This window comes from Paenibacillus pasadenensis DSM 19293 (genome assembly GCF_000422485.1).
Classification (GTDB): Bacteria; Bacillota; Bacilli; order Paenibacillales; family Paenibacillaceae; genus Paenibacillus_O; species Paenibacillus_O pasadenensis.
This window is the reverse complement of the sequence record NZ_KE383848.1, coordinates 153,800-176,309: the sequence shown is the minus strand read 5'-3', so window position 1 is coordinate 176,309 and position 22,510 is coordinate 153,800. Positions and strand designations below refer to the sequence as shown.

Annotated in this window: 17 protein-coding genes; 7 read left to right on the top strand and 10 right to left on the bottom strand. The window is 64.3% G+C overall.

Annotation, left to right across the window (positions count from 1 at the left end; all coding sequences use genetic code 11):
- The first annotated feature begins 185 nt into the window (after positions 1 to 185).
- Entirely contained in the window at positions 186 to 1,778 is a 1,593-nt protein-coding gene (locus H582_RS0113405; RefSeq protein WP_052333238.1) for an S-layer homology domain-containing protein, read from the top strand.
- Positions 1,779 to 1,980: 202 nt separating this feature from the next.
- Here the strand turns inward: H582_RS0113405 and H582_RS0113400 are convergent, their stop codons facing one another.
- From H582_RS0113400 to H582_RS0113390, 3 genes are all read right to left on the bottom strand, one after another.
- Complete coding sequence (locus tag H582_RS0113400) at positions 1,981 to 3,645, bottom strand: glutamine--tRNA ligase/YqeY domain fusion protein (RefSeq protein WP_028598917.1); 1,665 nt, start codon at positions 3,643 to 3,645, stop codon at positions 1,981 to 1,983.
- Between the two features lie 213 nt (positions 3,646 to 3,858).
- Positions 3,859 to 4,395 (bottom strand): glutathione peroxidase, encoded by a 537-nt coding sequence (locus H582_RS0113395; protein ID WP_028598916.1) that lies wholly within the window; start codon positions 4,393 to 4,395, stop codon positions 3,859 to 3,861.
- Entirely contained in the window at positions 4,373 to 4,939 is a 567-nt protein-coding gene (locus tag H582_RS0113390; RefSeq protein WP_084137247.1) for a MarR family winged helix-turn-helix transcriptional regulator, read from the bottom strand. Before H582_RS0113390 ends, H582_RS0113395 begins: the two co-directional genes overlap by 23 nt.
- Positions 4,940 to 5,116: 177 nt before the next feature.
- Between H582_RS0113390 and bioB the strand changes: the two genes are divergently transcribed.
- Complete coding sequence (gene bioB / locus H582_RS27555; RefSeq protein ID WP_052333237.1) at positions 5,117 to 6,196, top strand: biotin synthase BioB; 1,080 nt, start codon at positions 5,117 to 5,119, stop codon at positions 6,194 to 6,196.
- Positions 6,197 to 6,324: 128 nt separating this feature from the next.
- Here bioB and H582_RS0113380 read toward each other — a convergent pair whose 3' ends face one another.
- Complete coding sequence (locus tag H582_RS0113380; RefSeq protein WP_028598914.1) at positions 6,325 to 6,822, bottom strand: CcdC family protein; 498 nt, start codon at positions 6,820 to 6,822, stop codon at positions 6,325 to 6,327.
- A gap of 168 nt (positions 6,823 to 6,990) precedes the next feature.
- Entirely contained in the window at positions 6,991 to 7,524 is a 534-nt protein-coding gene (locus H582_RS0113375) for a type 1 glutamine amidotransferase domain-containing protein (RefSeq protein WP_028598913.1), read from the bottom strand.
- 221 nt (positions 7,525 to 7,745) lie between these two features.
- Here H582_RS0113375 and H582_RS27550 point away from each other — a divergent pair, with 221 nt between their 5' ends.
- A complete protein-coding gene (locus tag H582_RS27550; protein WP_052333236.1) occupies positions 7,746 to 8,870 on the top strand; it encodes a PdaC/SigV domain-containing protein in 1,125 nt (374 codons plus the stop codon).
- Between the two features lie 239 nt (positions 8,871 to 9,109).
- Here the strand turns inward: H582_RS27550 and H582_RS27545 are convergent, their stop codons facing one another.
- From H582_RS27545 to cls, 4 genes are all read right to left on the bottom strand, one after another.
- Positions 9,110 to 9,646: a general stress protein gene (locus H582_RS27545; RefSeq protein WP_127464410.1), complete on the bottom strand. Its 537-nt coding sequence runs from the start codon at positions 9,644 to 9,646 to the stop codon at positions 9,110 to 9,112.
- A 67-nt stretch (positions 9,647 to 9,713) separates the two neighbouring features.
- Positions 9,714 to 11,813 (bottom strand): ATP-binding protein, encoded by a 2,100-nt coding sequence (locus H582_RS27540; RefSeq protein WP_052333234.1) that lies wholly within the window; start codon positions 11,811 to 11,813, stop codon positions 9,714 to 9,716.
- Positions 11,801 to 12,886 (bottom strand): cobalamin B12-binding domain-containing protein, encoded by a 1,086-nt coding sequence (locus H582_RS27535; RefSeq protein ID WP_043111313.1) that lies wholly within the window; start codon positions 12,884 to 12,886, stop codon positions 11,801 to 11,803. Before H582_RS27535 ends, H582_RS27540 begins: the two co-directional genes overlap by 13 nt.
- 48 nt (positions 12,887 to 12,934) lie before the next feature.
- Positions 12,935 to 14,380 carry a cardiolipin synthase gene (cls, locus tag H582_RS0113350; RefSeq protein ID WP_028598912.1) on the bottom strand — a complete coding sequence of 482 codons (1,446 nt, stop codon included), beginning with the start codon at positions 14,378 to 14,380 and terminating at the stop codon, positions 12,935 to 12,937.
- A 272-nt stretch (positions 14,381 to 14,652) separates the two neighbouring features.
- Between cls and rpiA the strand changes: the two genes are divergently transcribed.
- The 4 genes from rpiA (at position 14,653) to H582_RS0113330 (ending at position 19,587) form a co-directional block, all read left to right on the top strand.
- The gene (rpiA, locus tag H582_RS0113345; protein ID WP_028598911.1) at positions 14,653 to 15,339 is read left to right on the top strand and encodes a ribose 5-phosphate isomerase A; all 687 of its coding nucleotides are present in this window, start codon (positions 14,653 to 14,655) and stop codon (positions 15,337 to 15,339) included.
- A gap of 3 nt (positions 15,340 to 15,342) precedes the next feature.
- Positions 15,343 to 16,764 (top strand): glycosyltransferase, encoded by a 1,422-nt coding sequence (locus H582_RS32885; protein WP_052333233.1) that lies wholly within the window; start codon positions 15,343 to 15,345, stop codon positions 16,762 to 16,764.
- 371 nt (positions 16,765 to 17,135) lie between these two features.
- Positions 17,136 to 18,089 carry an L-lactate dehydrogenase gene (locus H582_RS0113335; RefSeq protein WP_028598909.1) on the top strand — a complete coding sequence of 318 codons (954 nt, stop codon included), beginning with the start codon at positions 17,136 to 17,138 and terminating at the stop codon, positions 18,087 to 18,089.
- Between the two features lie 187 nt (positions 18,090 to 18,276).
- Positions 18,277 to 19,587, top strand: coding sequence for a deoxyguanosinetriphosphate triphosphohydrolase family protein (locus H582_RS0113330; RefSeq protein WP_028598908.1), 1,311 nt, complete (start codon positions 18,277 to 18,279; stop codon positions 19,585 to 19,587).
- 657 nt (positions 19,588 to 20,244) lie between these two features.
- Here H582_RS0113330 and H582_RS27520 read toward each other — a convergent pair.
- A complete protein-coding gene (locus tag H582_RS27520; protein WP_052333232.1) occupies positions 20,245 to 22,503 on the bottom strand; it encodes an MMPL family transporter in 2,259 nt (752 codons plus the stop codon).
- Between the last annotated feature and the right edge of the window lie 7 nt (positions 22,504 to 22,510).

Here is a 22,510-nt window from a genome sequence, read left to right as displayed (position 1 = left end):
TCTTTCTCGGGATTCTTGCTTATAATAGCTTTTATCTCTGCAGGACTCCCGAGAAAGAGTTCTACTAAAGGCATTAAGGAGGGAAACGAGTTGCATAGCTTCAAGAACAGTGATCTGCAAGCGCAGAATCACAAGGATTCTTACTGCCCTTTTGATTTCCATTTATTTTCTCGAAAGGAGGTGAAATGAAAATTATGAAAAAGCTTGTAACAAAAAAGACTGCGGCTTTGCTCGTCTTCATGATGATGGTATCCGCTCTGTCTCCGATTCTAGCATTCGCGGCTTCTAACTTTACCGGTCTTTCCGCTAAGGACAACCGCGTAACAGGTACCGTGTATGTCGACCGTGATACTTATGTGAACGGCGATGTGTACGTCGATGGGCTGAACCGCATCGCGATTCAAGTCTACGGCGAGAACGATACGGTTGGAACCACGGTGTATGCGACGTACAGTACATACACCAATGGTCGCTATCATTACACCATCGATTCTACCGTTGCAAACTCGACTTACTACAGCCTTCAATACGCTGACAAAAGCGTTGTTGGAGGTGTCGTATACGGTCGTGTAGACAACATCATGAGCGGTGGCAGCGGATGGGGCGGCGGCATCACTCCTCCAACGGGCGACATCATCGGTGCTGACGGTAAAGTTAACCGCGACCGGTTGATCGCAGCTCTGGCAGCAGACGAAAACGCCCGTATCAAAACGACTACGGACACGGTTTATCTGCCTGCTGACGCTCTGCTGAGCGGCAAGACGCTGACCATCTACAACGATGCCGGCGTATCCATCACGCTTCCGCTTGCTGCGCTGAAACTGGCTGATCTGGCGAAATCCCTCGGGGTCGAGCTGAAAGATCTGGTCATCCGCGTGGAAATGAAGAAGCTTGAAGGCGATGCGGCGAAAGCCGTCAACGATGCCGTGAAAGCAGTCGGCGCGACGCAGCTGGCTGACGCTTACGACTTCAAAGTTGTAGCTGTCGGCGGCGGCAAGGAGCTTCCGATCGAGAAGTTTGGACAACTCGTACAACGTACGATTCCTCTGACTTCGGCCGCTACGCCAAGCGCTGCAGGCGTCCTGTTCAACCCGACCGCGAAAGAGCTGAGCTTCGTGCCTAGCACGTTCGCCAAGGCAGACGACAAGACGATCGCTACGCTGAAGCGTGACGGTTCCTCCATCTACACGGTGATTCAAGGCAAGACGGCTCGCTTCAATGACGCGCTGCCGTTCTGGTCCAAGAACGCTGTCGAGTCCCTCTCCGAGAAGCTGATCGTTGAAGGCACGGGCAAAAACCTGTTCGAGCCGAAACGCGGCATCACGCGTGCGGAATTCGCAGCGCTGGTCATCCGTTCGCTGGGAGTACAGCCTGTAACGTCGTCGACCTACAAGTTCAACGACGTGATCTCCACCAAATGGTATGCCGGTACGGTAGCTGCTGCTGCTGAAATCGGCCTGGTCATTGGGGACGAGAAAGGCAACTTCAACCCGAACGCGCCAATCACTCGTAAAGAGGTAGCCGCTATCGTCGTTCGCGCGACGGAGTACGCCGGAAAATCCATCAAGCTGTCGGATGCGGATGCAAACGCAGCTCTGGCTGGATTCAAGGATACGGCAATCCTCGGATGGGCAAAAGCTGAGGTCGCCGCTGCTGTGAAAGCCGGCATCGTGAACGGCCAATCCTCGACTGCGATCGCAGGAAACGCCTTTGCTAACCGTGCTGAAGCGGCAACGATGATCGCACGCTATCTGCCGATCGCTGGCCTCTCGAACTAATCCTTCCTTATGCCAGCAAAAAGCGGCCCTTCGGGGCCGCTTTTTTCATGTTCAGAGGAGAAAGCTAGACCCTCTCATGGAGAGAAGAAACGGAAGCCTCTGCTCTAGAGAGCAGAGGCTTCCGCCGCGAATAACCAAAAGCCGCCCGATCGCCGCAAGCTTCATCGCGGGAAAGGACGGCTTCTTCATCATGTTGGAAAGATCAGGCTTGCGCCGGATTGAACGAGCTTTTCAGCGAGACGACGCGATTGAAAACGGGACGCTCGGAAGTCGTCAGCTTCGGATCGACGCTGTAATAGCCGTGACGGAAGAACTGGAACTTGTCTCCCGCTGCCGCTTCCTTCATGCCGGGCTCGACAAAGCCTCCGAGCACTTGCAGCGAATCCGGATTGATGCACTCCAGGAAGGTCTTGTCGCCCTCCTCGGCCTCGCTCGTGATGAGCGGCTCGAAATGACGGAACTCCGCCGAAACGGCATTCGAAGCTTCGACCCAATGAAGCGTGCCCTTGACCTTGCGGCCGGTAAAGCCTGTGCCGCTTTTCGTCTCGGGATCGTAGGTGCACCGCAGCTCGACGACTTCGCCGGCTTCATCTTTCACGACTTCCTCGCACTTGATGAAGTAGGCGTGCTTGAGCCGGACTTCATTGCCCGGGAACAGGCGGAAGTACTTGGCCGGCGGGTTCTCCATGAAGTCGTCCTGCTCGATGTAGATCTCGCGCGAGAACGGGATCTGGCGCGTGCCCATCTCTTCGTTCTCGTTGTTGTTCTCCGCCTCGAGCCATTCGACCTGCCCTTCCGGGTAGTTGGTGATGACGACCTTCAGCGGCCGCACGACCGCCATCGTGCGCGGAGCCTTGAGCTTCAGATCCTCGCGGATGAAATGCTCCAGCATCTGCTCGTCGACGATGCTGTAAGCGCGGGCGACGCCGATCTCGCGGCAGAACGTGCGGATCGCCTCCGGCGTGAAGCCTTTGCGGCGCAGCGCGCTGATCGTCGGCATGCGCGGATCGTCCCAGCCGTCGACGATGCCTTCGTCGACCAGCTGCTTGAGCTTGCGCTTGCTCATGACCGTATTGGTCAGATTGAGACGGCCGAATTCGTACTGGCGCGGCCGCGACTCCATCTCGCACTGCTCGATCGCCCAGTCGTACAGCGGACGGTGATCCTCGAACTCGAGCGTGCAGATGGAATGCGTGATGCCCTCGATCGCATCGCTGAGCGGATGGGCGAAATCATACATCGGATAGATGCACCAGGCATCGCCGGTCCGATGGTGATGAGCGTGGGAAATTCGGTACAGCACCGGATCCCGCATCGTGATGTTCGGCGAGCTCATGTCGATCTTGGCGCGCAGCACGCGGGCTCCGTTCGGGAATTCGCCTGCCCTCATGCGGCCGAAAAGGTCCAGGTTCTCCTCGACGCTGCGATCGCGGTACGGGCTGTTGCGCCCAGGCTGCGTCAGCGTGCCGCGCAGCTCCCGCATCTCTTCCGGCGTCGAATCGTCGACATAGGCCAGCCCTTTGCGGATGAGCAGCAGCGCCCGTTCGTAGAACTCCTCGAAGTAGTCGGACGCGAACCGAAGCTCCTCCCACTCGAAGCCGAGCCAGCGGACGTCTTCCTGAATCGACTCGACATATTCCGTGTCTTCCTTGACCGGGTTCGTATCGTCGAATCGCAGATTCGTGCGCCCCTTGAATTCATCGGCGACCTCAAAGTTCAGGCAGATGGACTTGGCATGGCCGATATGCAGATAACCGTTCGGCTCCGGCGGAAATCGGGTCGCGACCTGCTGCGTGCGGCCGCTCTCCACGTCGTCAGCGACGATTGCGCGTATGAAATTAGAAATCGGAGGATTTTTCGGATCCATGCGACCACCCAACCTTTCTATGACCTATATCCTACTATTGTACACAAAAAAGCCCCCTGATATAAGGGGGCAGGGAGATGCAAGACCGTCCGTCCGGACGTCCGGATTGCTCTTGAGCGCGCCCGAAGGTCCAGTCGGCCCGCGGCTCGGTGCCGGCATCCGCGGCTCGATTCGCAGAGCGGAGCCTCGAAAGCAAAGCGTCGGCTCGTCCGCCTAAAGCAGCTTCTCGATAGCCGGGGCGATATCCAGCGGCTGTACGCTTGGCTCGAAGCGGCCGACGATCGAGCCGTCGCGTGCGATCAGAAACTTGGTGAAGTTCCACTTCACGTCGTCGCTCTCCAGCTGCTCCGGGCTGAACATGCTGGCGAAGCGGCGGCCTTTGTCGGAGTCGTCGAAGCCTTGGAACGGAGCTGACGCCGTCAGCTGCCGGAACAACGGATGGGCGTTCGCGCCGTTGACATCCGTCTTGGCGAACAGCGGAAAGCTGACGCCGTAGTTCACCTTGCAGAAGCCCTCGATCTCATCCGAGGAGCCCGGCTCCTGAGCGCCGAACTGATTGCTTGGAAAGCCAAGGACGACCAAGCCTTGATCCTTGTACTTCTCGTACAGCGCCTGCAGCTCCTCGTACTGCGGCGTCAGCCCGCATTTGCTGGCCGTGTTGACGACGAGCAGCACCTTGCCCTCGTAGTCGGCCAGCTGCGCCGGTTCTCCTCCGAGCGTTTCAAGCTTATGGTTCGTGACGATAGCCATCTGAACTCTCCTCCTCAACCTGATGATGAATCCGTCCATGGAGCGACTGCAGCCGAACCCTCAGCTCCTCCAGCTCCTGCAGGTCGATGCCGGGCACGCGGCACAGCTCCTGCGGGATGTTCGCGGCCTGCATCTGCAGCGCCCGTCCCTGCTCCGTCAAGTACACCCGCAGCACCCTCTCGTCCGCTCCGTCCCGGATCCGATTCACGAGCCCGGCCGCCTCCAGCTTCTTGAGCAGCGGCGTGAGCGTCCCGGAGTCCAGATAAAGCCGGCTGCCCAGGCCTTTGACCGGCAGCCCGTCCTGCTCCCACAACGCCAGCAGCGTCACATATTGGGTGTACGTGATGCCCAGCTCCTGCAGGAGCGGACGATACAGCCTCGTCACTTCCTTGGAGCAGGCGTAAAGGGCGAAGCAGAGCTGGAGATCCAGCGGGAGCGCTCCTGCTGCTGCGCCGGTTCCAAGCCCTTCCGAGGAAGGGCTCGGGGCCCGGCCCGCCGCGCCTGGCTGATCGGCGCTCGGGCGCGGCGGACGTGAAGGTGTCATGGGATGGACTCCCCCTCTATACATTGCATACAATCTAACACGTTGACTTCAGCTTAGCATTCAAGCCTCCTAAAGTCAATCGACGCCTTTACAGGTTATGGAAGTTGCTGCTACAATAGCTGTTATTAGTTAACTAAAAAATATATAATATCGGTTAACCAAAAGAGGAGGTTCCCCATGCCGCATCCCGTTTCCGCTGCCGATGGCCCGTCCCTCTGGGAAAAGCTCGCCGACAAAGCGCTTGCCGGGAGTCCGCCCTCGCGCGAGGAGGCGCGCCTTGTCCTGGAAGCCGACCGCCTGGAGCTGCTGCCGCTGCTCCAGGCCGCTTTCCGCGTTCGCAGCCATCATTTCGGCCGGAAGGTCAAGCTGAACCGCATCCTGAACGCAAAAAGCGGGCTTTGTCCAGAGGACTGCGGGTACTGCTCCCAGTCGATCGTCTCAAGCGCCGACATCGCCAGCTATGCGCTGCTCCGCCCCGAGGCGATGCTGGAAGCCGCCCGCAAAGCGTATGCCCAAGGCGTCGGCACGTTTTGCATCGTCGCCTCCGGCCGCGGCCCAAGCCGACGGGAGACGGCGCGGGTAGCCGAGGCGGTCCGGGCCATCCAGGCGGAGCTGCCGCTCAAGATCTGCGCCTGCCTCGGCCAGCTGACGGCCGAGCAGGCCGCAGAGCTGCGCGAGGCGGGCGTGCAGCGCTACAACCATAACCTCAATACGAGCGCCGCGCATCATGGCCAGGTCGTATCGACGCACAGCTATGAAGACCGGCTGCAGACGCTGGACCGAGTCCGGGAAGCGGGCCTCTCTCCCTGCTCCGGGATCATCGCCGGCCTCGGCGAGACGATCGACGATCGGATCGAGATGGCATTCGCCTTGCGAGAGCTTGGGGCGGACTCGATTCCGGTCAACTTCCTCCATCCGGTCGAAGGGACGCCGATGGGCGGCAGCGAGCGCGTCTCTCCCGCAGATGCGCTGCGCCTGCTGGCGCTGCTGCGCTTCGTCTGTCCGGACAAGGAGATCCGCGTCGCCGGAGGACGCGAGCTGACGCTCCGCTCGCTGCAGCCGCTGGCGCTATACGCCGCCAACTCGATCTTCCTCGGCGACTACTTGACGACGGCCGGTCAGGAGTGGAGCCGCGATCTCGACATGCTCGAGGATCTCGGCTTCGAGCCCGAACGCATCGCCCCGGATGTCGAAGCCGCATGGATCGCCCAGGGCAAACCGCTGCCGGCTGTCCCGAGCGGCGCTGTCCGCCGATGAAAAAAGCCGTGCTTTTCTGAAATCCAGAAAAGCACGGCCCGGCCTGCCCGGGCAAGTCCCAGGCGATCGGCTCGGAAGGAACCGGACAGGGCCCGCCTCGTCCTGCGCAGGAGCAGACGCCGCCGCAGTCAGGACAGCGAAGCGCCGGCACGATCCCGGTGGAGCTGGCGGAACTTGTACGCCATCGCGAGCCGCCAAGGCACGAGCATGCCGAACGCCAGCAGGAAGAACAGCGAGGCGGTCTGCAGCACCGAAACGTACTGCTCGACGACGTCGTGAAGCACCAGACGAATCGCCAGCAGAATAAGGATCAGAAAGAAAAACGCCTTGGAGCGGCGCAAGTAGACATCTTCGCCGACAAACTCCATCTTGGACGTCAGGATAAGCGGGATGGAGAACAGCAGAGCGCCGACGGCGAAAGCGCAAAGCGCCCAGAGGAGCGGTATATGCGTCTCGGGAACGACGAACATCAAAAAACCGGTCGCCATGCCGAGGGGCGGAATGAGGATCTTGCGCAAGGTCGTCGGCTTGCGGGTGGAACGGACGCGCACCATGATGACCGCCAGCCCTCCGAGCAACGGGATAAGCAAGGACCACAGCGGCGAGATCTGGATCGACAGGTTCATACGGGCATCGGCACTCCCTTTGGAAAATAGGCGCGCCAGCCTTGCTTTTCGGCCGCGCCTCTACAGCTTTCTCCATCGTACCCAAAATGCCTCCTCCATGCAAATGAACGCGAAAAACCGCCGGACAGCAGCAGGAAGCGGCTTGTCCGGCGGCGGGAATGCGCGTGCTCAGCGCGACGACTGCTTGACGCGGGAGCCGATGCTTTTGAGCGTCTCGCGGATGAAGGCCGGCTCGTCCTCCGGCGTGCGGGAGCTGACGAAATTGCCTTCCACGACGACCTCCTGATCGACATAGTGGGCGCCGGCATTCGCCAGATCGTCCCGCAGCGGCGGATAGCAGGTCAGCGTCCGGCCTTTCGCCAGCCCGGCGCTGATGAGAATCTGCGGACCGTGGCAGATCGCCGCGATCGTCTTCTTCTCCTCGTCGAGCCGCTGTACGAACGACTGGATCGACGGGTCGTTGCGGAGCGCTTCCGGAGAGGAGCCCCCGGGAATGACCGCCGCGTCGAACTGCTCCGGCTTCGCGTCGGCGATGCCAAGCTCCGTCGTATAGCTGGCCTTGCCCTGCTTGCCCTCAAGCTTCTCTCCGGCCTTGAGGCCGATGATTACCGTCTCGTGACCTTCCGCCCGGATCGCCTCATAAGGGGCCTGCATCTCGCTGTCCTCGAACTGGGGTCCGAGCAAAAAAGCTACCTTTGCCATGATGATTCTCTCCTTTGCCTGAAGGTTCCTAAGATACAGCCTTACTTTACCCTTCCGCGCCCCATCTGAACCGAACGCCGCGCGGCGCAAGCGGCGCCTCGACCGATCCCCGCTGACGGCGTTCGACAAAACGTTACCCTTCTGTAACCTTATGGCGGCCGAAGCAGTCTAGGATAAGAGAAGAGAAGAAAAGGCAACCACGGTTGGAGGAGGAATGCATCATGAACGTTCGTACGCAAAAAGGAAAGCATGCCCGGAGGCTGATGCTCGCTCTGGCCGGAACGGCCCTGTTCGGAGGCGCGGCGCTCGGCTCCCACGCCCCGTCTGCCGCGGCCGCAGCCGCGACGCCGGCGCCGGCCGAGACAGCCGTACACCCGGCCGTTTCCGTCAAGAAGATCGTCCGCAGCACGAAAGCCTACGAGGCCTCCCTGTACATCCCGGTCGTGAGCGGCTTGAAGGACGCCAAGTTCCAGCAGCAGCTGAACGGCATCCTCGAAAGCGCCGCGCTGAAAGACCTCGAGGCGGTGGCCAGGCAGGCGGAGGAGGATCGGGCGTCGTCGCAGAAGGAATCTTATCCATTCCATAAGCATGAGATCAAGCTGCAGTTCTCCGCCGCCCGCAGCGAGTCGCTCGTGGACGGGGGCTTCCTCTCCCTGAAGCTGAATACCTACATCTATAGCGGAGGCGCCCATGGCATCAGCCGCATCGATACGTACAACGTCGCGAACGGCGCCGAGGCTTCGTACATGACGCTGGCGACGCTTTACGGAGAGGACTACGCCGAGCATGTCGACAAGGAAATCAAGCGCCAGATCGCGGCCCATCCCGAGCTGTACTTCGAGGACGGATTCGCGGGCGTGAAGGAGGACCAGCCGTTCTATATCTCGGGCGGCAAGGCGCGCGTCGTGTTCCAGCCCTACGAGATCGCGCCGTATGCGACCGGAGCTCCGGAATTCCCGATCGCGCTGCCGGAAGCCGGCTCGCCCGAGCCCGTGCTCGCCGTTCAGGTGCAGGGCCAGCCTCTCGAAGGCATCGGCGTGACGCAAAGCAAGGACGGCGTCGCGATGATTCCGGCGCGCCAGGTCGCCGAAGCGCTCGGCTACAAGACGAAGTGGACCGCCGCGACGAGCACGCTTGAGCTGAGCAAGGGCGACACGTGGACCGCCGTATCCAAAGGACTCGACAGCTACAGCGTCGACAAGTCGGCTCCGGTCCGGCTCGGGGCGGCCCCTGTCGTAGACGGCAAAGGCCGGCTGACCGTGCCGCTCGCGCTGTTCACCGAGCTGCTCAAGGCGACGGTGTCCTACAGCGGGGATGTCGTCAACCTGGAAGCGCCGAAGGCGTAGAGCTGACTGACGGCTCTGTGCGGCGGCCGTAGGCGAGAAGGTCGAGGCAGCGTCCGGCAGCTGCTCGAGCGCGAACGCAATCCTTCTGCAGCGTCCGGCTCGGAGAGGCTGCAAGCCATGTAATCTCGTCTTCCTACCCGATCCTGCTCGCAAAAAGGGCTGTCCAAAGATCTCAGGATGGAGATCTTCGGACAGCCCTGTTCAGCTTCGTGCGATCGCTGCCGCCTCCGCTCCGGCGATCAGAGCAGCGTCACATCGCCGCCGGCGCGCGGCTCGTCGTCGACGCGCTCGGTGCGCAGCGCGCCGGCAGCGCCCAGGATGCCGATCGCATCGCGCGCATCCTCCGGAGCCGCTTCGACGAAGACAAGGATGCGTCCGTCCTGCACCTCTTTCTCGTAGCGCTTGGCCTCGCTCTCCGCGAAGCCCATGCCGACGAGCCCGCCGACGATGCCGAGCGTGCTCGCGCCGACAGCCGCGCCTCCAAGAGCGGCGACGATCGGACCGGCCGCGATGATCGGGCCGATGCCCGGGATGGCCAGCGCCCCGAGGCCGGCCAGCAAGCCGACCGTGCCGCCGGCGAGGCCGCCGGTCGTCACGCCTGCGGCGATGCCTTCGGGCGCCATCGTTCCGGATTCGTCCAGCACGCCGTCATACCGCTCCCTGTCTCGCGTCAGCACCGACAGCTCGTCCCGGCTGAACCCCGCGCGCTGCAGCTCGCCGAGCGCTTGCTCGGCCTGCGCATCCCGCTCATACACCCCTACATATCGAATCGCCATGAAAAACGCCTCCTTGTCGGGTCTCTTGGTAGAGACTTACCCCGATCGGAGGCGCCGCAATCCATTTCTATGCTTCTTCCAAAAGCCCCCGGCAAGCCGCGCAAGACTCGCCGTAGCGCAGCTCCAGCAGCGCAAGCTCCGGCTCGTAGCCGCCGGCTCCATACTTCGCCTTCTGCTCCAGCTCCAGGGCGAGCTTCGCCACGCCGGCAAAACCGATGCTGAGCGAGGCCGACTTGACGTTGTGCGCCAGCCGCTCCATGAGGTCGTGCTCGTCCAGCGCGGCGGCCTCGCGAAGCTGCTGCAGCTTGGCCGGCGTATCCTGCTCGTACAGCGCAAGCAGATGCTCCAGCATCGAGCGGTCGTCCGCGCTCCAGGGCCGCGGAGCGATGTCCTCGAGCGTCGCAACGTGGATCAGCTCCGCCGCTTCCGCCCCCTCGGCCTCGTCCGCTCCCGGCTGCCGCAGCTCCTGCTGCCCTTGGGCATCGGGCAGCCATTCCAGCAGCGCGGCGGCCAGCTTGTCGAGCGTGACCGGCTTCGTCAGGAAGGCGTCCATGCCGGCCTCGAACGCCTTGCTGCGCTCGGAGGCAAGCGCGCCGGCCGTCAAGGCGACGATCGGCACGCGCGGCATGTCTTGGCGCCGCTCCTCCTCGCGGATGGCAGCCGCGGCCTCCAAGCCGCTCATGAGCGGCATCTGGTTGTCCATCAGGATGAGGCTCGGCTCATGCTGGCGCCACAGCTCCATCGCCTCCTCGCCATTGGACGCCACGACGACGGTCTCGAAGCCGAGGTTGCGCAGCTGAAGCGTAGCGACATGCTGGTTGACCGGATTGTCCTCGGCCAGCAGGATGACGGAGCGGCTGTCCTTGGCCTTCAGCCGGCTGCGCGCCGCGGAGCGCCCTCCGTTCGCCGGCTCCGCAGGGGAGGCGGCCTGCTCCAGCTCCAGCTCGATGCCGAACACCGAGCCTTCGCCGAGCTTGCTTTCCACGGCGATCTGCCCGCCCATCAGCTCCACGAGATGCTTGGTGATCGAGAGCCCGAGGCCCGTGCTGCTGAAGCGCTGGGTGAGGGAATGGTCGACCTGGAAAAAAGGCGTGAACAGCTTGCCGGCATGCTCCTCGGAAATGCCGATGCCGGTATCCCGCACCTCGAGCCGCAGCCGCTGCCGGCCGCCGCTGCGCGACAGCAGGAACAGGCGCGTCTCCACCTCGCCGTCCTGCGTGAACTTGACCGCGTTGCCGACGAGGTTGAGCAGGATCTGGCGGAACCGTCCCCCGTCGCCGAGCACCTCCGGATGGATGCGCGGATCGATGTAGGTCCGCAGCGCCGTCCGCTGCAGCTTCGCCCGGGACTGCAGCAGCCCCAGCGTATGCTGGACCGCCGCCCGCAGGTCGAACTCGGCGCGATCGAGCCTCATTTCGCCCGCCTCGATCTTGGACAGGTCGAGGATGTCGTTCAGAATCGTCAGCAGCAGCTGCCCGGAGTCCAGGATGATCGACACCGACTCCCGCTGCTGTCCGCTCAGCTCGGTCTGCGCCAGCAGCTCGCTCATCGCGATGATGCCGTTCATCGGAGAACGGATCTCGTGGCTCATCGTCGCGAGGAACACGCTTTTGGAGCGGTTCGCCTGCTCGGCGCTTTCCTTGGCGAGCTTCAGCTCGATGTTCGTCTTGGCGAGCTGGCGCTGCACCGAGACGAGCTCGTTGTTGAGCGCCGAGAACTCGTCGAAGGCGCGCAGCTCCTGCTCCATCTTTTCGACGACCTGGCCCGAGAGCTTCTTGATCGTCTCGCGCAGCGTCACCATCTGCTGGTTGTTGATCTTGGTCAGCTCGTCGTAGAAATAAGAGTAGCCCGGATGATAGGTCGCGCCGACGACGAGCAGCCGGTCGTCCACGACGCCGCCGTTGAAGTAGAACAGCTCCGTGCGCCCTCCGAGCGTCAGGTTGAGCTCCCAGTTGTAGACGGCCTTGTCCCGCTCCAGCCGGAGCAGGAAATCCTGGAACTTGAGCCGGTTCTGCTCGTCCATCAAGGAAAAGACGCTGCCTCCCCCGTCCAGATGAGGGGCAAGCCCGAAATCGTCCCGGATGATCTGCGCGATCTCTCCCGTCCGCTTGCACAGCAGGGAGACAACCCGATGGTCTTGCGGCGGAGCCGCATTCATGCCTGGCATGCGCCTGATCGCCCCTTTCGGCCGGTCAGCTCCGTCGCCACACGCACGGACTGCTCGGCGTCGCGGCCATATCCGTCCGCGCCGATCGCGCGCCAGAGCTCCCGGTCGGTATTGAACGGATAGCCCCCGACCAGGACGACGATGCCGCCGATGTCCGGATCCTGCCGGACGGCGGCGATCAGCTCGCGGGCGAGGCTGACGTGATAGGTCATCGTGCAGGAGATCGCGAGCACGTCGGCCTTGTAGTCCTTGAGCAGCTCGATGAGCGAGCGCGCCGGCACGTTGGCCCCGACATAGTACGTATCCCAGCCGTTCAGCTCGAAGATGTCCGTCACCATGCGCAGGCCGATCTCATGCAGCTCGCCCCCGACGCAGGCCGAGACGAGCTTCAGTCCCTTGCGGGATTGGTTGAACAGGTAAGGAAACAGCTGCGACATGACGAGCTGCGTAGCCGCGCTGCAGTAATGCTCCTGGGCGACCGTGATGCGGCCCGTCTGCCAGAGCCGGCCGATCTCGTACTGCGATTGCTGGAAAATGTCCAGATAGATCGTCTGCAGCGGCACGCCGCCATCGACGAGATCCATGACGAGCCGGCTCGCTTCGGCCCGGCGGCCTTCCAGCAGCAGCTCGGTATAGGCGGTCGCTTCCGCGGCCATGCCGCTCTCCTCAAGATAGGAGCCTTGCTGCTCGGCATCCGAGCCGAGCTGGCGCAGCGCCGCCTCGAGATGAGGGGTGGCATAGCGGTACGTCTCCTCGTCCAGCTCCTGCCGCAGCACTTCCTGGAAGCAGAGGATGTTGACGTACAGGTCCTCGGTGCAGACCTGGTACTGCTGCAGCAGCACCCTCAGCCAGGTCATGTAGCTGGAGAACAGCAGCGGGCTTTCGAGGTGGATGCTCTCGGCGAGGTACTTGAGCGTATAGGATGTATCCTGCTTCGTCTTGATCCAGCCGATCTCGCCGAATTTCTGCTGCAGCTCGGGCTGACGCTCGTATTGCAGGCGGGTGATCCGCTCGGCAAGGCGGTCTTCTTGATCCAGGATGGCCTTGCCGACGGCGGTAACGTCCAGGGACATGGGAACCATCCTTTCTGTGGATAAGACTCTATTATACCATACCTCGCGTCAGAGGATCGGCGACAGCAGCCGGCTGACCGATTCCTTGAACTTGTTCCAGAGCGAGCGGGAATCGTAATCCTCCAGCGACAGCTCCCGGCAATGGAGCAGGTCGTCCTGGAAAATCCGCTGCAGCCGCATGGCCGTCGCGGAGTCGTAGATGAACGCGTTGACCTCGAAGTTCAGCTTGAAGCTGCGGATGTCGATGTTCGCCGTGCCGACGGAGGCGATGTTGCCGTCCACGACGAGCGTCTTGGCGTGCAGGAAGCCGTTTTCGTACAGATAGCACTTCACGCCCGCCGAGAGCAGCTCGCCGAAGTACGAGTGCGACGCCCAGTAGACGAAGAAATGGTCGGGCTTGCTCGGCAGCATCACCTTGACGTCGACGCCGGACAGAGCGGCCATCTTGAGCGCGCTGAGCAGGCTGTCGTCCGGCACGAAGTACGGCGTCTGCAGCATCACCGACATCTTGGCCGAGTTGATCATCTTGATGTAGCCGTTCTTGATATGCTGCCACTCGGAGTCCGGGCCGCTGGAGATGATCTGCATGCCGACGCTGCCGCCCGCCTCCGGCGCCGGATAGTAGCGGCTGTCGGTCAGGAAGGGCTGCGTCGAGGCGAGGCTCCAGTCGAGCAGGAACCGGCCCTGCAGCTGCGCCACCGCCCCGCCCTGGATGCGCAGATGCGTATCGCGCCAGAAGCCGAAGCGCTTCACCTTGCCGACGTACTCGTCGCCGATGTTGAATCCGCCCACATAGCCGATCTTGCCGTCGATGACGACGATCTTGCGATGGTTGCGGTAGTTGAGCCGGGGATTGATGAAGAAGATCTTCGACGGGAAGAAGGCGCCTACCTGGCCGCCGGCCCGGAGCAGCATGCGCAAGTATTTCTTATTCAGCCGGATGCTGCCGATGTCGTCGTAGATGAGCCTCACCTCGACGCCCTCCTCCGCCTTGCGGCAAAGCGTGTGCAGCACGCGCTTGCCGAGCTTGTCCGCCCGGATGATGTAATACATCAGATGGATATGATGCGTCGCTTCCTCGATGTCGCGCAGCAGAGAGTCGAACTTGCGCTCGCCGTCGGTGAACACCTCGACCTCGTTGTCCTGCGTGAACAGCGCGTCGCTCGATACCAGGTTCATGTAGACCATATCCTGGTAATAGGTCATGAGCGGGTCGTTGAAGGAATACAATCCTTTCTCGACGATGCGCTGCTGCGTCTTCAGCCGCTGGCGGGCATTTTTGAGCTGGCTCAGCTTGAACTTGTAGATCTTGCGGCGGCTGAGGTTTTGCCCGAGCAGCAGATAGAGCACGAAGCCGATGCCGGGCAGGAAATAAAGGACCATCAGCCATGCCCAGGTCGAGGCGATGTTGCGCCTCTCGAGGAAGATGACCGCGATGGCCAGAACGATATTGAGCACATAAAAAAGGGAATAGGCCTGCTGGAAGTAGATCAACTCGGCACCCGCCTGTCTGGAGATTCAAGTGGCGGCTCCGCAGCCCGCGGAAGGCGGGAGAAGCCGGCATCTTCCAGTATACCAGACTTGGCCGGCCGGATAGCAGGGGCCGCGGGCCGGCCGCCGCAGAAAAAGTTCGCGCGGGCGGCGGCAAAAGGGCTTGTTCGCATTTGACAAGGCTTTCGGAACCGTCTAATGTGCGAAAGAGACAGGTGACGCGCGAAGAGCTTGACCCGTGCGGACAGACCAACGAATCGGGAGGAAACGAAACGATGAATTTCAAGCAGGCGGCGGGCATCCAGGCGGCCGAAGCGGTCGCGAGCGGCATGAAGGTCGGACTCGGAACGGGATCGACCGTCTACTATACGATTCTGGAGCTGGGACGGCGCATGAAGGAGGAAGGCTTGCGCTTCACGGGCGTGCCGACCTCGGACGCGACCGAGAAGCTGGCGCTCGAGCTCGGCATTCCGCTTGCGGAGCTGTCGGAGCTCGAGCCGCTCGACGTCACGATCGACGGCGCGGACGAGGTGACGCCGGAGCTGGCGCTCATCAAGGGCGGCGGCGCGGCGCATTTCCGCGAGAAGATGGTGGCGGCCGTGTCCAAGCGGCTCGTCATCGTCGCCGATGAGTCCAAGGCGGTCGGCAAGCTCGGCGCGTTCACCGTGCCGGTCGAGATCGCCGCGTACGGCTGGCGCTCGACCGCGCGCCGCGTCGAGGCCGCCGGCTGCCGCGCCGTGCGCCGCGAGCGGGACGGCCAGCCGGTCGTCACCGACAACGGCAACTACGTGCTCGACTGCGACTTCGGCCTGATCGAGGATCCCGGCGCGCTCGACCGCGAGCTCAAGGGGCTGCTCGGCGTGCTGGAGACCGGCTTGTTCGTCGGCATGGCCGATGCCGCCTACATCGCCGGACCGGAGGGCGTGCGCGTCCTGCGGCGCGAAGCCTGGGAACGGGGCTAGCGCATGGAGCACAACCGAAAGGAAGCGGCGGGCGCGCCAGTCGCGGAGGCGGAGCGCGCCGACATGGAGCTCCGGGGCGCGGATGCCGAGCGCGATGAAGCCGGCCATCGGGGCGGAACGGCGCTGCCGAGCCGCGGCAAGCGCAAGCGCATCGTGCTCACCGGCGGCGGCACGACGGGCCATGTGAGCGTCAATCTGGCGCTCATCCCCGGCCTCCTCGCGGACGGCTGGAGCGTGCACTACATCGGCTCGCGGGACGGCATCGAGCGCTCCCTGATCGAGCCGATCGACGGCGTGACGTACCACTCCGTCTCGACCGGCAAGCTGCGGCGCTACTGGGACCGCAAAAACGTCACCGACGCGCTGCGCGTCGGCAAGGGGCTGGTGCAGGCGGCCTCGCTTATCCGGAAGCTGAAGCCGGATGTCGTCTTTTCCAAGGGCGGCTTCGTCAGCGTGCCGGTCGTGCTGGCCGCCAAGCTGAACCGCGTGCCGGCGATCATCCACGAGTCCGACGTGACGCCGGGCCTCGCCAACCGGATCGCGATTCCGTGCGCGACGGCCGTCTGCACGACATTCCCGGAAACGGCCGCCTACATCAAAAGCGCCAAGGTCGTGCAGGCCGGCCCGCTCGTGCGTCCGGAGCTGTACAGCGGCGACGCCGAGCGCGGCCGGCGGCTGTGCGGCTTCGACCGCAGCCGCCCCGTGCTGCTCGTCATGGGCGGCAGCCTCGGCTCGCGCCGCCTCAACGAGGCGATCTACGAGGCGCTCCCGGAGCTGCTGCCGCGCTGGCAGGTCGTGCATCTGCGCGGCAAAGGGCAGGCGCCGGCTCAAGCGGCGGCGGGAGCCGCTCCGCGGGATCCGGCCCTCCAGCCGAGCGGGCCGATCGTCCGCATCGGCGGCGCGCCGATCGCCCCCGCCGCAGGCGGAGATTTGGGGCCGGCGGCTCCGGCGGACGGACGCTCCGCGACAGGCGCAGAGGCATCGAGGCCGGCCGGGACGGGCGGCTCCGAGGAAGCGGACGGCGGCGGCTCCGAGCTGATGGAGGCCACGGACGGCTACCGTTCGTTCGAGTACCTGTCCGAGGAGCTGCCCGACGTGCTGGCGCTGGCGGACGCCGTGCTCTCGCGGGCCGGAGCCAACGCGATCTTCGAGCTGCTCGCGCTGCGCAAGCCGATGCTGCTCGTGCCGCTGACGCTGGCGCAGAGCCGCGGCGACCAGATCCGCAACGCCGCCTCGTTCGAGGCGGCCGGTCTGGCTCGGGTGCTGCCGGAGGAGAAGCTGTCCACCGTCACGCTGATGCAGGAGCTGCGCGCTCTTGCGGACAGCGGCCCGGAGCTGGACGCCCGCATGGCGGCGGCCGCTCCGGCCGATCCGCTGCCGCTGCTGCACCGGCTCATCCGCGACGCGGCGGAGCGCCGGGGGTAAGCGGAGGGCCGATGCGAGCCGGAGGCGCGGCTCCGCGGGCCGCGGCTGGATCCGAGAGTCGTTGCGAGAGGCGCGGCTGCTTGCGCGCGAGGCACGAGTCCGTTCCAAAAAAGGCATCTTCTGCGTGACTGGACGCGGAGGATGCCTTTTTGACTCCGGCTCGTATCCGCCTCGCGCAGCTCCCAGCGCGCGGCGCCTCGCTGGATGACGGCGGCCGGTCGGCCGCACGGGCGCGGCTATGTACGGGCCTTTCGATGATTATGTGATCTATGCTAACATTTATTTGACACTGGACGGGCGATCGGGCATATTTTGTTCCATACCGGCGAATCGGGGCGAGGCTCCGAAGCCGAGCGAAGGAGCGGATGGACATGACGGGAAAACTGCGCAAGGCCGCCATCATCGGAGCCGGTCAGGTCGGGGCGAGCTGCGCCTACGCGATGCTCAACCAGTCGGTATGCGACGAGATCCTGCTCGTCGGCCGGAGCGAGCAGCGGACGCAAGCCCAGGCGCTGGACCTTTCCCACTGCGTGGACTTCAGCCACTCGCGCACGAAGGTGCGGGCCGGATCGCTGGACGAATGCGGCGACATGGACCTCATCCTCCTCTGCGCGGGAGAGAATCCGGGCGACGGCCGCACGCGGCTCGATCTGCTCGACTCCTCCTACGGGCTGTATCAGGGCATGATCGAGCGCATCATGGGAACCGGCTTCGACGGCATCTTCCTCGTGGCGGCCAATCCGGTCGACATCGTCACCTACGTCGTCTGGAAGCTGTCGGGCCTGCCGCGCGAGCGCGTCGTCGGCAGCGGCACCTCGATCGACACCGCCCGGCTGAAGACGCTGCTGTCCGAGCATCTGCCGGTCGATCCGCGCAGCGTGCACGGCTACGTCATGGGCGAGCACGGGGAGTCCCAGTTCCCCGTCTGGTCGCATGTGACGGTCGGCGGCAAGCCGCTCGCGGACATCCTGGCCCAGCACCCCGAGCGGTTCCGGGACTTGAGCCTCGACGAGATCGCGCTGCGCACGCGCAATGCGGGCTGGGAGATCCTGCTCGGCAAAGGCTCCACCCACTACGGCATCGCCGCCGCGCTGACCGCGATCGCCCGCTCGATCCTGAACAACGACCATCGGATCATGGCCGTGTCGGCCATTCTCGACGGGGAGTACGGGCAGCGGGACATCGGCATCGGCGTGCCGGCCATCCTTTCGCGCGGCGGCATCCAGGAGGTGCTGGAGCTGCGGCTGAACGAGGCGGAGCGGCAGCTGTTCGAGCGCTCCTGCGCGATCGTGCGCCAGACGATGGCGAGGCTGCCGGCGCTGTAAGGAGTGCGGCACAGGCGGGCCGGCCACGCCGCACGGCAGGGCTTCTTCAGCATGGCGAGCTGGCTGCGCCGCACGGCAGGGCTCCCATGGCGGCTGTCCTGCGGGACAGCTTGCTCTACCGGAGCGCCCGCGCTTCATGCTACAATTTGCAAAATACTCGGCACGGCCAAGGGGGACGCGGCAGCAGATGGATATTCGGCATATGAGACTGGACGAACCGGCCCTTGGCACCTTCAGCGAGGAACGGGAAGAATACGAGCGCGACTACGCGCGGCTCATCCAATCGCCGGCATTCCGCCGGCTGCAAGGCAAATCGCAGGTGTTCGGCGCCGGATCGGGCGACTACTACCGGACGCGGCTGACGCATTCCCTCGAGGTGTCGCAGATCGCCCGCGAGGCGGCGCGCCGGCTGGCCAAGCACTATCCGTTCGTCGAGCAGGGCGAGCATCCGGGCCTGGTCGTCAGTCCGGCCGTCGTGGAATGCGCGGCGCTCGCGCATGACCTCGGCCACCCGCCTTTCGGCCATCGGGGCGAAGAGGTGCTGAACCGGCTGCTGCAGGAACAGTACGGCATGAAGTACGAGGGCAACGCCCAGAACTTCCGCATCCTCATGTTCCTCGAAAAGCGCGCCGGCAGCGGCAGCGGGCTCGACCTGACCGCCGCCGTGCTGCTGGCCGTCAACAAGTATCCGTACAACCTCGACGAGCCCGGCCGCATCAAGGGCGCCTACGCTCCCGAGTGGGAGGTCATCCGCGAGCTGCGCGAGCGCTGGCAAATGCCGGAGGGCGCGCGCACGCTCGAGACGCAGCTGATGGACCTGTGCGACGACATCGCCTACTCGACGCATGACATCGAGGATGGCATCCGTGCGGGCAAGATCGACATGAACCGCAGCTTTTTCGAAAGCGAGTTCCTGCAGACGCATCTCGTCCAGGAAATCGTCGACGACGAGGGCAATCAGGACTTCCACTGGGAGGAAGTGGACATCCCCGCGATGGTGCGCCGCGTGCTGGACGCGTTCATCGGCCAGTGGGAAGAGATCTATCTCGCCTGCGGCCGCGAGTCGTCGCGGACCCGCCGCGAGATCAAGGCGCGCTGGGTGAGCACGTTCGCCGGGCGGATCGGCATCATCGACGAGGGCGGCTGGAAGCGCGTCACGTTCGTGCGCGACGGGGCATGCGACTACGAGCTGCTGCGGACGATGGAGATTCTGAAAAAGCTCGCCTGGGTGACGCTCATCAAGGACTTCCGCGTCCAACGGCTGCAGATGCGCAGCGAGATCATGATCCAGCGGCTGTGGGACAGCTTCATCCGGCCGGAGACCGGCCGGCTCATCATCCCTACCGACTGGCTGCAGAATTACGAGCGCCACAGCGCCAAGTGGAGCTGGCCGCGCTTCGTCGCCGACTACATCGCCGGCATGACCGACGCCTACGCCGAGAAGGTGTACGCCGAGCTGTTCGCCAGCAAGTCGGGGTCGATTTATGAGATGGACTGAAGATGCGGCCGATGCGGCTGGAGAGATAGCCGATTTTTCGGCTATTTTTTCTGTTTCGCCGCCCTTCTCGGCGGCTGTACCTCTCTGCACGCGCTTCTCCTGCGAAGAGCAGCGCGAGCGCCGGCTGGTTTAGCTAATCGGATACGTCCGAGCGCTGCTGCCTGCACACGTTCCCTAACAGGTACTCGGTTTTTCCGCGCATCTCCCCCGCTGGACCGCCTGTTCGTGCCGAGGTACTCGGTTTTTCCGCGCATCTCCCCCGTTGGACCGCCTGTTCGTGCCGAGTTGCTCGGTTTTTCCGCGCATCTCCTTCTCGAATTCACACGCTTTAAACCACATGCGTCTATAGAACGTTCCAGCCCTGGCTGTCCATAACTAGAGTCGGACTCGTACAAGGACGGCAGCCTGCGGATTAACAAAACCCCCGCTCAGAAAATTCCCTAGGGGGGTTGGAGGCGAAAAGCACGGCCTGCTGGCCGGTCGGCCCACTTCAGCGGCCGTTCAGCCGCTCTACAGCGACGGGACACTCGCGCTTCGCGACGAGTCATCTGCACTTCAGCGGCCGGTTACCCGCGCTTCAGCGACGAGTCACCTGCACTTCAGCGGCCGGTTACCCGCGCTACAGCAACGGGCCACCCGCCGCGCTACATCGGCGAGTCAGCCCCGCTTCGCGGCGGCTGCCGCTGCGGCCGCAGCGCCTGCGGCGGCCGGAACTTCGTCCTCCGGCAAGCGCGACAGCTCGCCGGGCCAGAAAGCGCGGCGGCCGAGCAGCGCGGTGAGCGCCGGCACGAGGTACGGCCGCACGACGAACGTGTCGAGCAGCACGCCGAGCGCGGTGATGAGGCCGAACTGCAGCAGCACCTGGATCGGCAGCGTCGCCAGCACGGCGAACGTGCCCGCCAGGATGAGGCCGGCCGAGGTGATGACCGGGCCGGTCTCGCTCACGCCTTCGGCGATCGCCTGCTTCAGCGGCATCTTCCGGCGCTTCTTCCAGATGCTCGATACCATGAAGATGTTGTAGTCCTCGCCGAGCGCGACGAGGAACACGAAGGCGTACAGCGGGATCGCTCCCTGGATCGCATCGACGCCCATGAGCTCGTGCAGCACGAGCCAGCCGAGCCCGAGCGCGGCGAAGTAGGACAGGATGACCGTCCCGATCAGGTAGACCATCGCCGTCACCGAGCGCAGGTAGACGAGCAGCAGCGCGGCGATGAGGACGATGACGAGAGGGATGATGACCTGCTGGTCGACCGCCTCGGCCTCGCGCGTATCATACTGGACGGCGGTCTGGCCGGCCAGCCAGACGCGGTCCGCCGCGTCTGCGCCGCCGATCGCCTGCTCCGCCGCCTCGCGGATCGCCGGCAGCGCGTCCATCGCCTCCTGCGAGTACGGATTCATCGCCAGCTCGACCTTCCAGGCGCGCAGGCCCGGCTGCGAGGCGGCCTCCGCCGGCTCGCCGACCTTGGCGACCGAGCCGAGCGCCTGCAGCTTCTCGGCGACCGGCGGAATCGCTCCCGCTTCCCCTTGCGCCATCACGGTCACGGGAGCAAGCGTGCCTTCCGAGAAGTTGTCGCCGATCAGGGCGAAGCCCTGCCGCGACTCCATCTCCTCGGGGAACGAGGACAGGATGTCGAACGTGAACTTCACCTGCGTGCTGAACAGGGCGAGCACCCCGAGCAGCGCGACCGAGACGAGCGTGACCGTCCATGGACGGCGCACGACGAGGCGGCCGGTGAAGCCCGGACCCTTGCGCCCGGTCCGTTTCGGAGCGGGCTTGCCTTTGCGGCGCGCCCGCTCCTCCGCCATCTCCGGCGTGCGCGGCACGAACGGCCAGAACGAGCCTCGGCCGAAAATCGAGAGCAGCGCCGGCAGCAGCGTCAGGCTCGACAGCGCCATGACGAGGATCGACAGGCTGAACGGCACGGCGAAGCGCTTGACGACGCCGTACTGCGCGAGCAGCAGCGTCAGCAGCGCGATGACGACCGTCAGGCCGCTCATCGCGATCGCGCCGCCGGAGCTTCCGAGCGCGGCCCGCAGCGCAGCCGACGGGCTGCGCTCCTCGGCCAGCAGCTCGCGGTAGCGGCTGACGAGGAACAGGCAGTAGTCCGTGCCGGCCCCGAACAGCAGCACCGTCATGATCGCCACCGCCTGCGAGTCGACGTCGATCCAGCCTTGGGACGCCATGTACCCGAGCAGCGGATCGGTGACGGCGTAGGCGAAGCCGACCGCCACGAGCGGGATCAGCGCCAGCACCGGCGAGCGGTAGATCGCGAGCAGGAACACGAGCACGAGCACGACGGTGGCGATCATGAGCGACACGTCCGCGCTGCCGAACAGCTCGGTCGCATCGACGGAGATGCCCGCCGGCCCGGTCAGGCGGGCGCTCAGCGCCGCCCCGTCCGCGGTGTCCGCCTCGAACGCCGGCGATCCGGAAATGTTCTCCGTTCGCTCCTTCAACTGCTCCGCGCCTTGCTTGATTTCTTCCGTCGGCGCGTCCGGCTGGAACACCACCGGCCAGACGAGCGTGCTGCCGTCCTCCGACAGCTGCGCGGCCAGCGCCGGCGGCGGCAGCTCATGCAGAGGCAGCGCCGAGCGCTGTCCCGGCAGCGGCGAGGCGGCCACGTCGGCCGAGATCGCCGAGATCGCCTTCAGATCGTCCGGCGACAGCCCTCCCGCCCGATGCCAGACGACGAGCGCCGGCGTGCCTTCCTCGTTTTGGAACTGCTCGGCGAGCAGCTTCTCGGCCTGCACCGAGGGCTTGTCCGCGCTGAAGTTCGGCGCGTTGCTGTCCGCCTGCGACCGCACTCCCGGCAGCAGCAGCATCAGCAGCGCGGCGGCCGCCGCCCACGCCGCCAGCGTGATCCGGCGCCCCCGGCGGCTCGTCGTCCAAGCGATCCATGATCTTGGTCTTGCCATGTTCCAT

Coding starts and splice junctions, on each gene's coding strand:
- H582_RS0113405 (WP_052333238.1), top strand. CDS start 186: ATGAAAATTATGAAAAAGCTTGTAACAAAAAAGACTGCGGCTTTGCTC.
- H582_RS0113400 (WP_028598917.1), bottom strand. CDS start 3,645: ATGGATCCGAAAAATCCTCCGATTTCTAATTTCATACGCGCAATCGTC.
- H582_RS0113395 (WP_028598916.1), bottom strand. CDS start 4,395: ATGGCTATCGTCACGAACCATAAGCTTGAAACGCTCGGAGGAGAACCG.
- H582_RS0113390 (WP_084137247.1), bottom strand. CDS start 4,939: ATGACACCTTCACGTCCGCCGCGCCCGAGCGCCGATCAGCCAGGCGCG.
- bioB (WP_052333237.1), top strand. CDS start 5,117: ATGCCGCATCCCGTTTCCGCTGCCGATGGCCCGTCCCTCTGGGAAAAG.
- H582_RS0113380 (WP_028598914.1), bottom strand. CDS start 6,822: ATGAACCTGTCGATCCAGATCTCGCCGCTGTGGTCCTTGCTTATCCCG.
- H582_RS0113375 (WP_028598913.1), bottom strand. CDS start 7,524: ATGGCAAAGGTAGCTTTTTTGCTCGGACCCCAGTTCGAGGACAGCGAG.
- H582_RS27550 (WP_052333236.1), top strand. CDS start 7,746: ATGAACGTTCGTACGCAAAAAGGAAAGCATGCCCGGAGGCTGATGCTC.
- H582_RS27545 (WP_127464410.1), bottom strand. CDS start 9,646: ATGGCGATTCGATATGTAGGGGTGTATGAGCGGGATGCGCAGGCCGAG.
- H582_RS27540 (WP_052333234.1), bottom strand. CDS start 11,813: ATGCCAGGCATGAATGCGGCTCCGCCGCAAGACCATCGGGTTGTCTCC.
- H582_RS27535 (WP_043111313.1), bottom strand. CDS start 12,886: ATGTCCCTGGACGTTACCGCCGTCGGCAAGGCCATCCTGGATCAAGAA.
- rpiA (WP_028598911.1), top strand. CDS start 14,653: ATGAATTTCAAGCAGGCGGCGGGCATCCAGGCGGCCGAAGCGGTCGCG.
- H582_RS32885 (WP_052333233.1), top strand. CDS start 15,343: ATGGAGCACAACCGAAAGGAAGCGGCGGGCGCGCCAGTCGCGGAGGCG.
- H582_RS0113335 (WP_028598909.1), top strand. CDS start 17,136: ATGACGGGAAAACTGCGCAAGGCCGCCATCATCGGAGCCGGTCAGGTC.
- H582_RS0113330 (WP_028598908.1), top strand. CDS start 18,277: ATGGATATTCGGCATATGAGACTGGACGAACCGGCCCTTGGCACCTTC.
- H582_RS27520 (WP_052333232.1), bottom strand. CDS start 22,503: ATGGCAAGACCAAGATCATGGATCGCTTGGACGACGAGCCGCCGGGGG.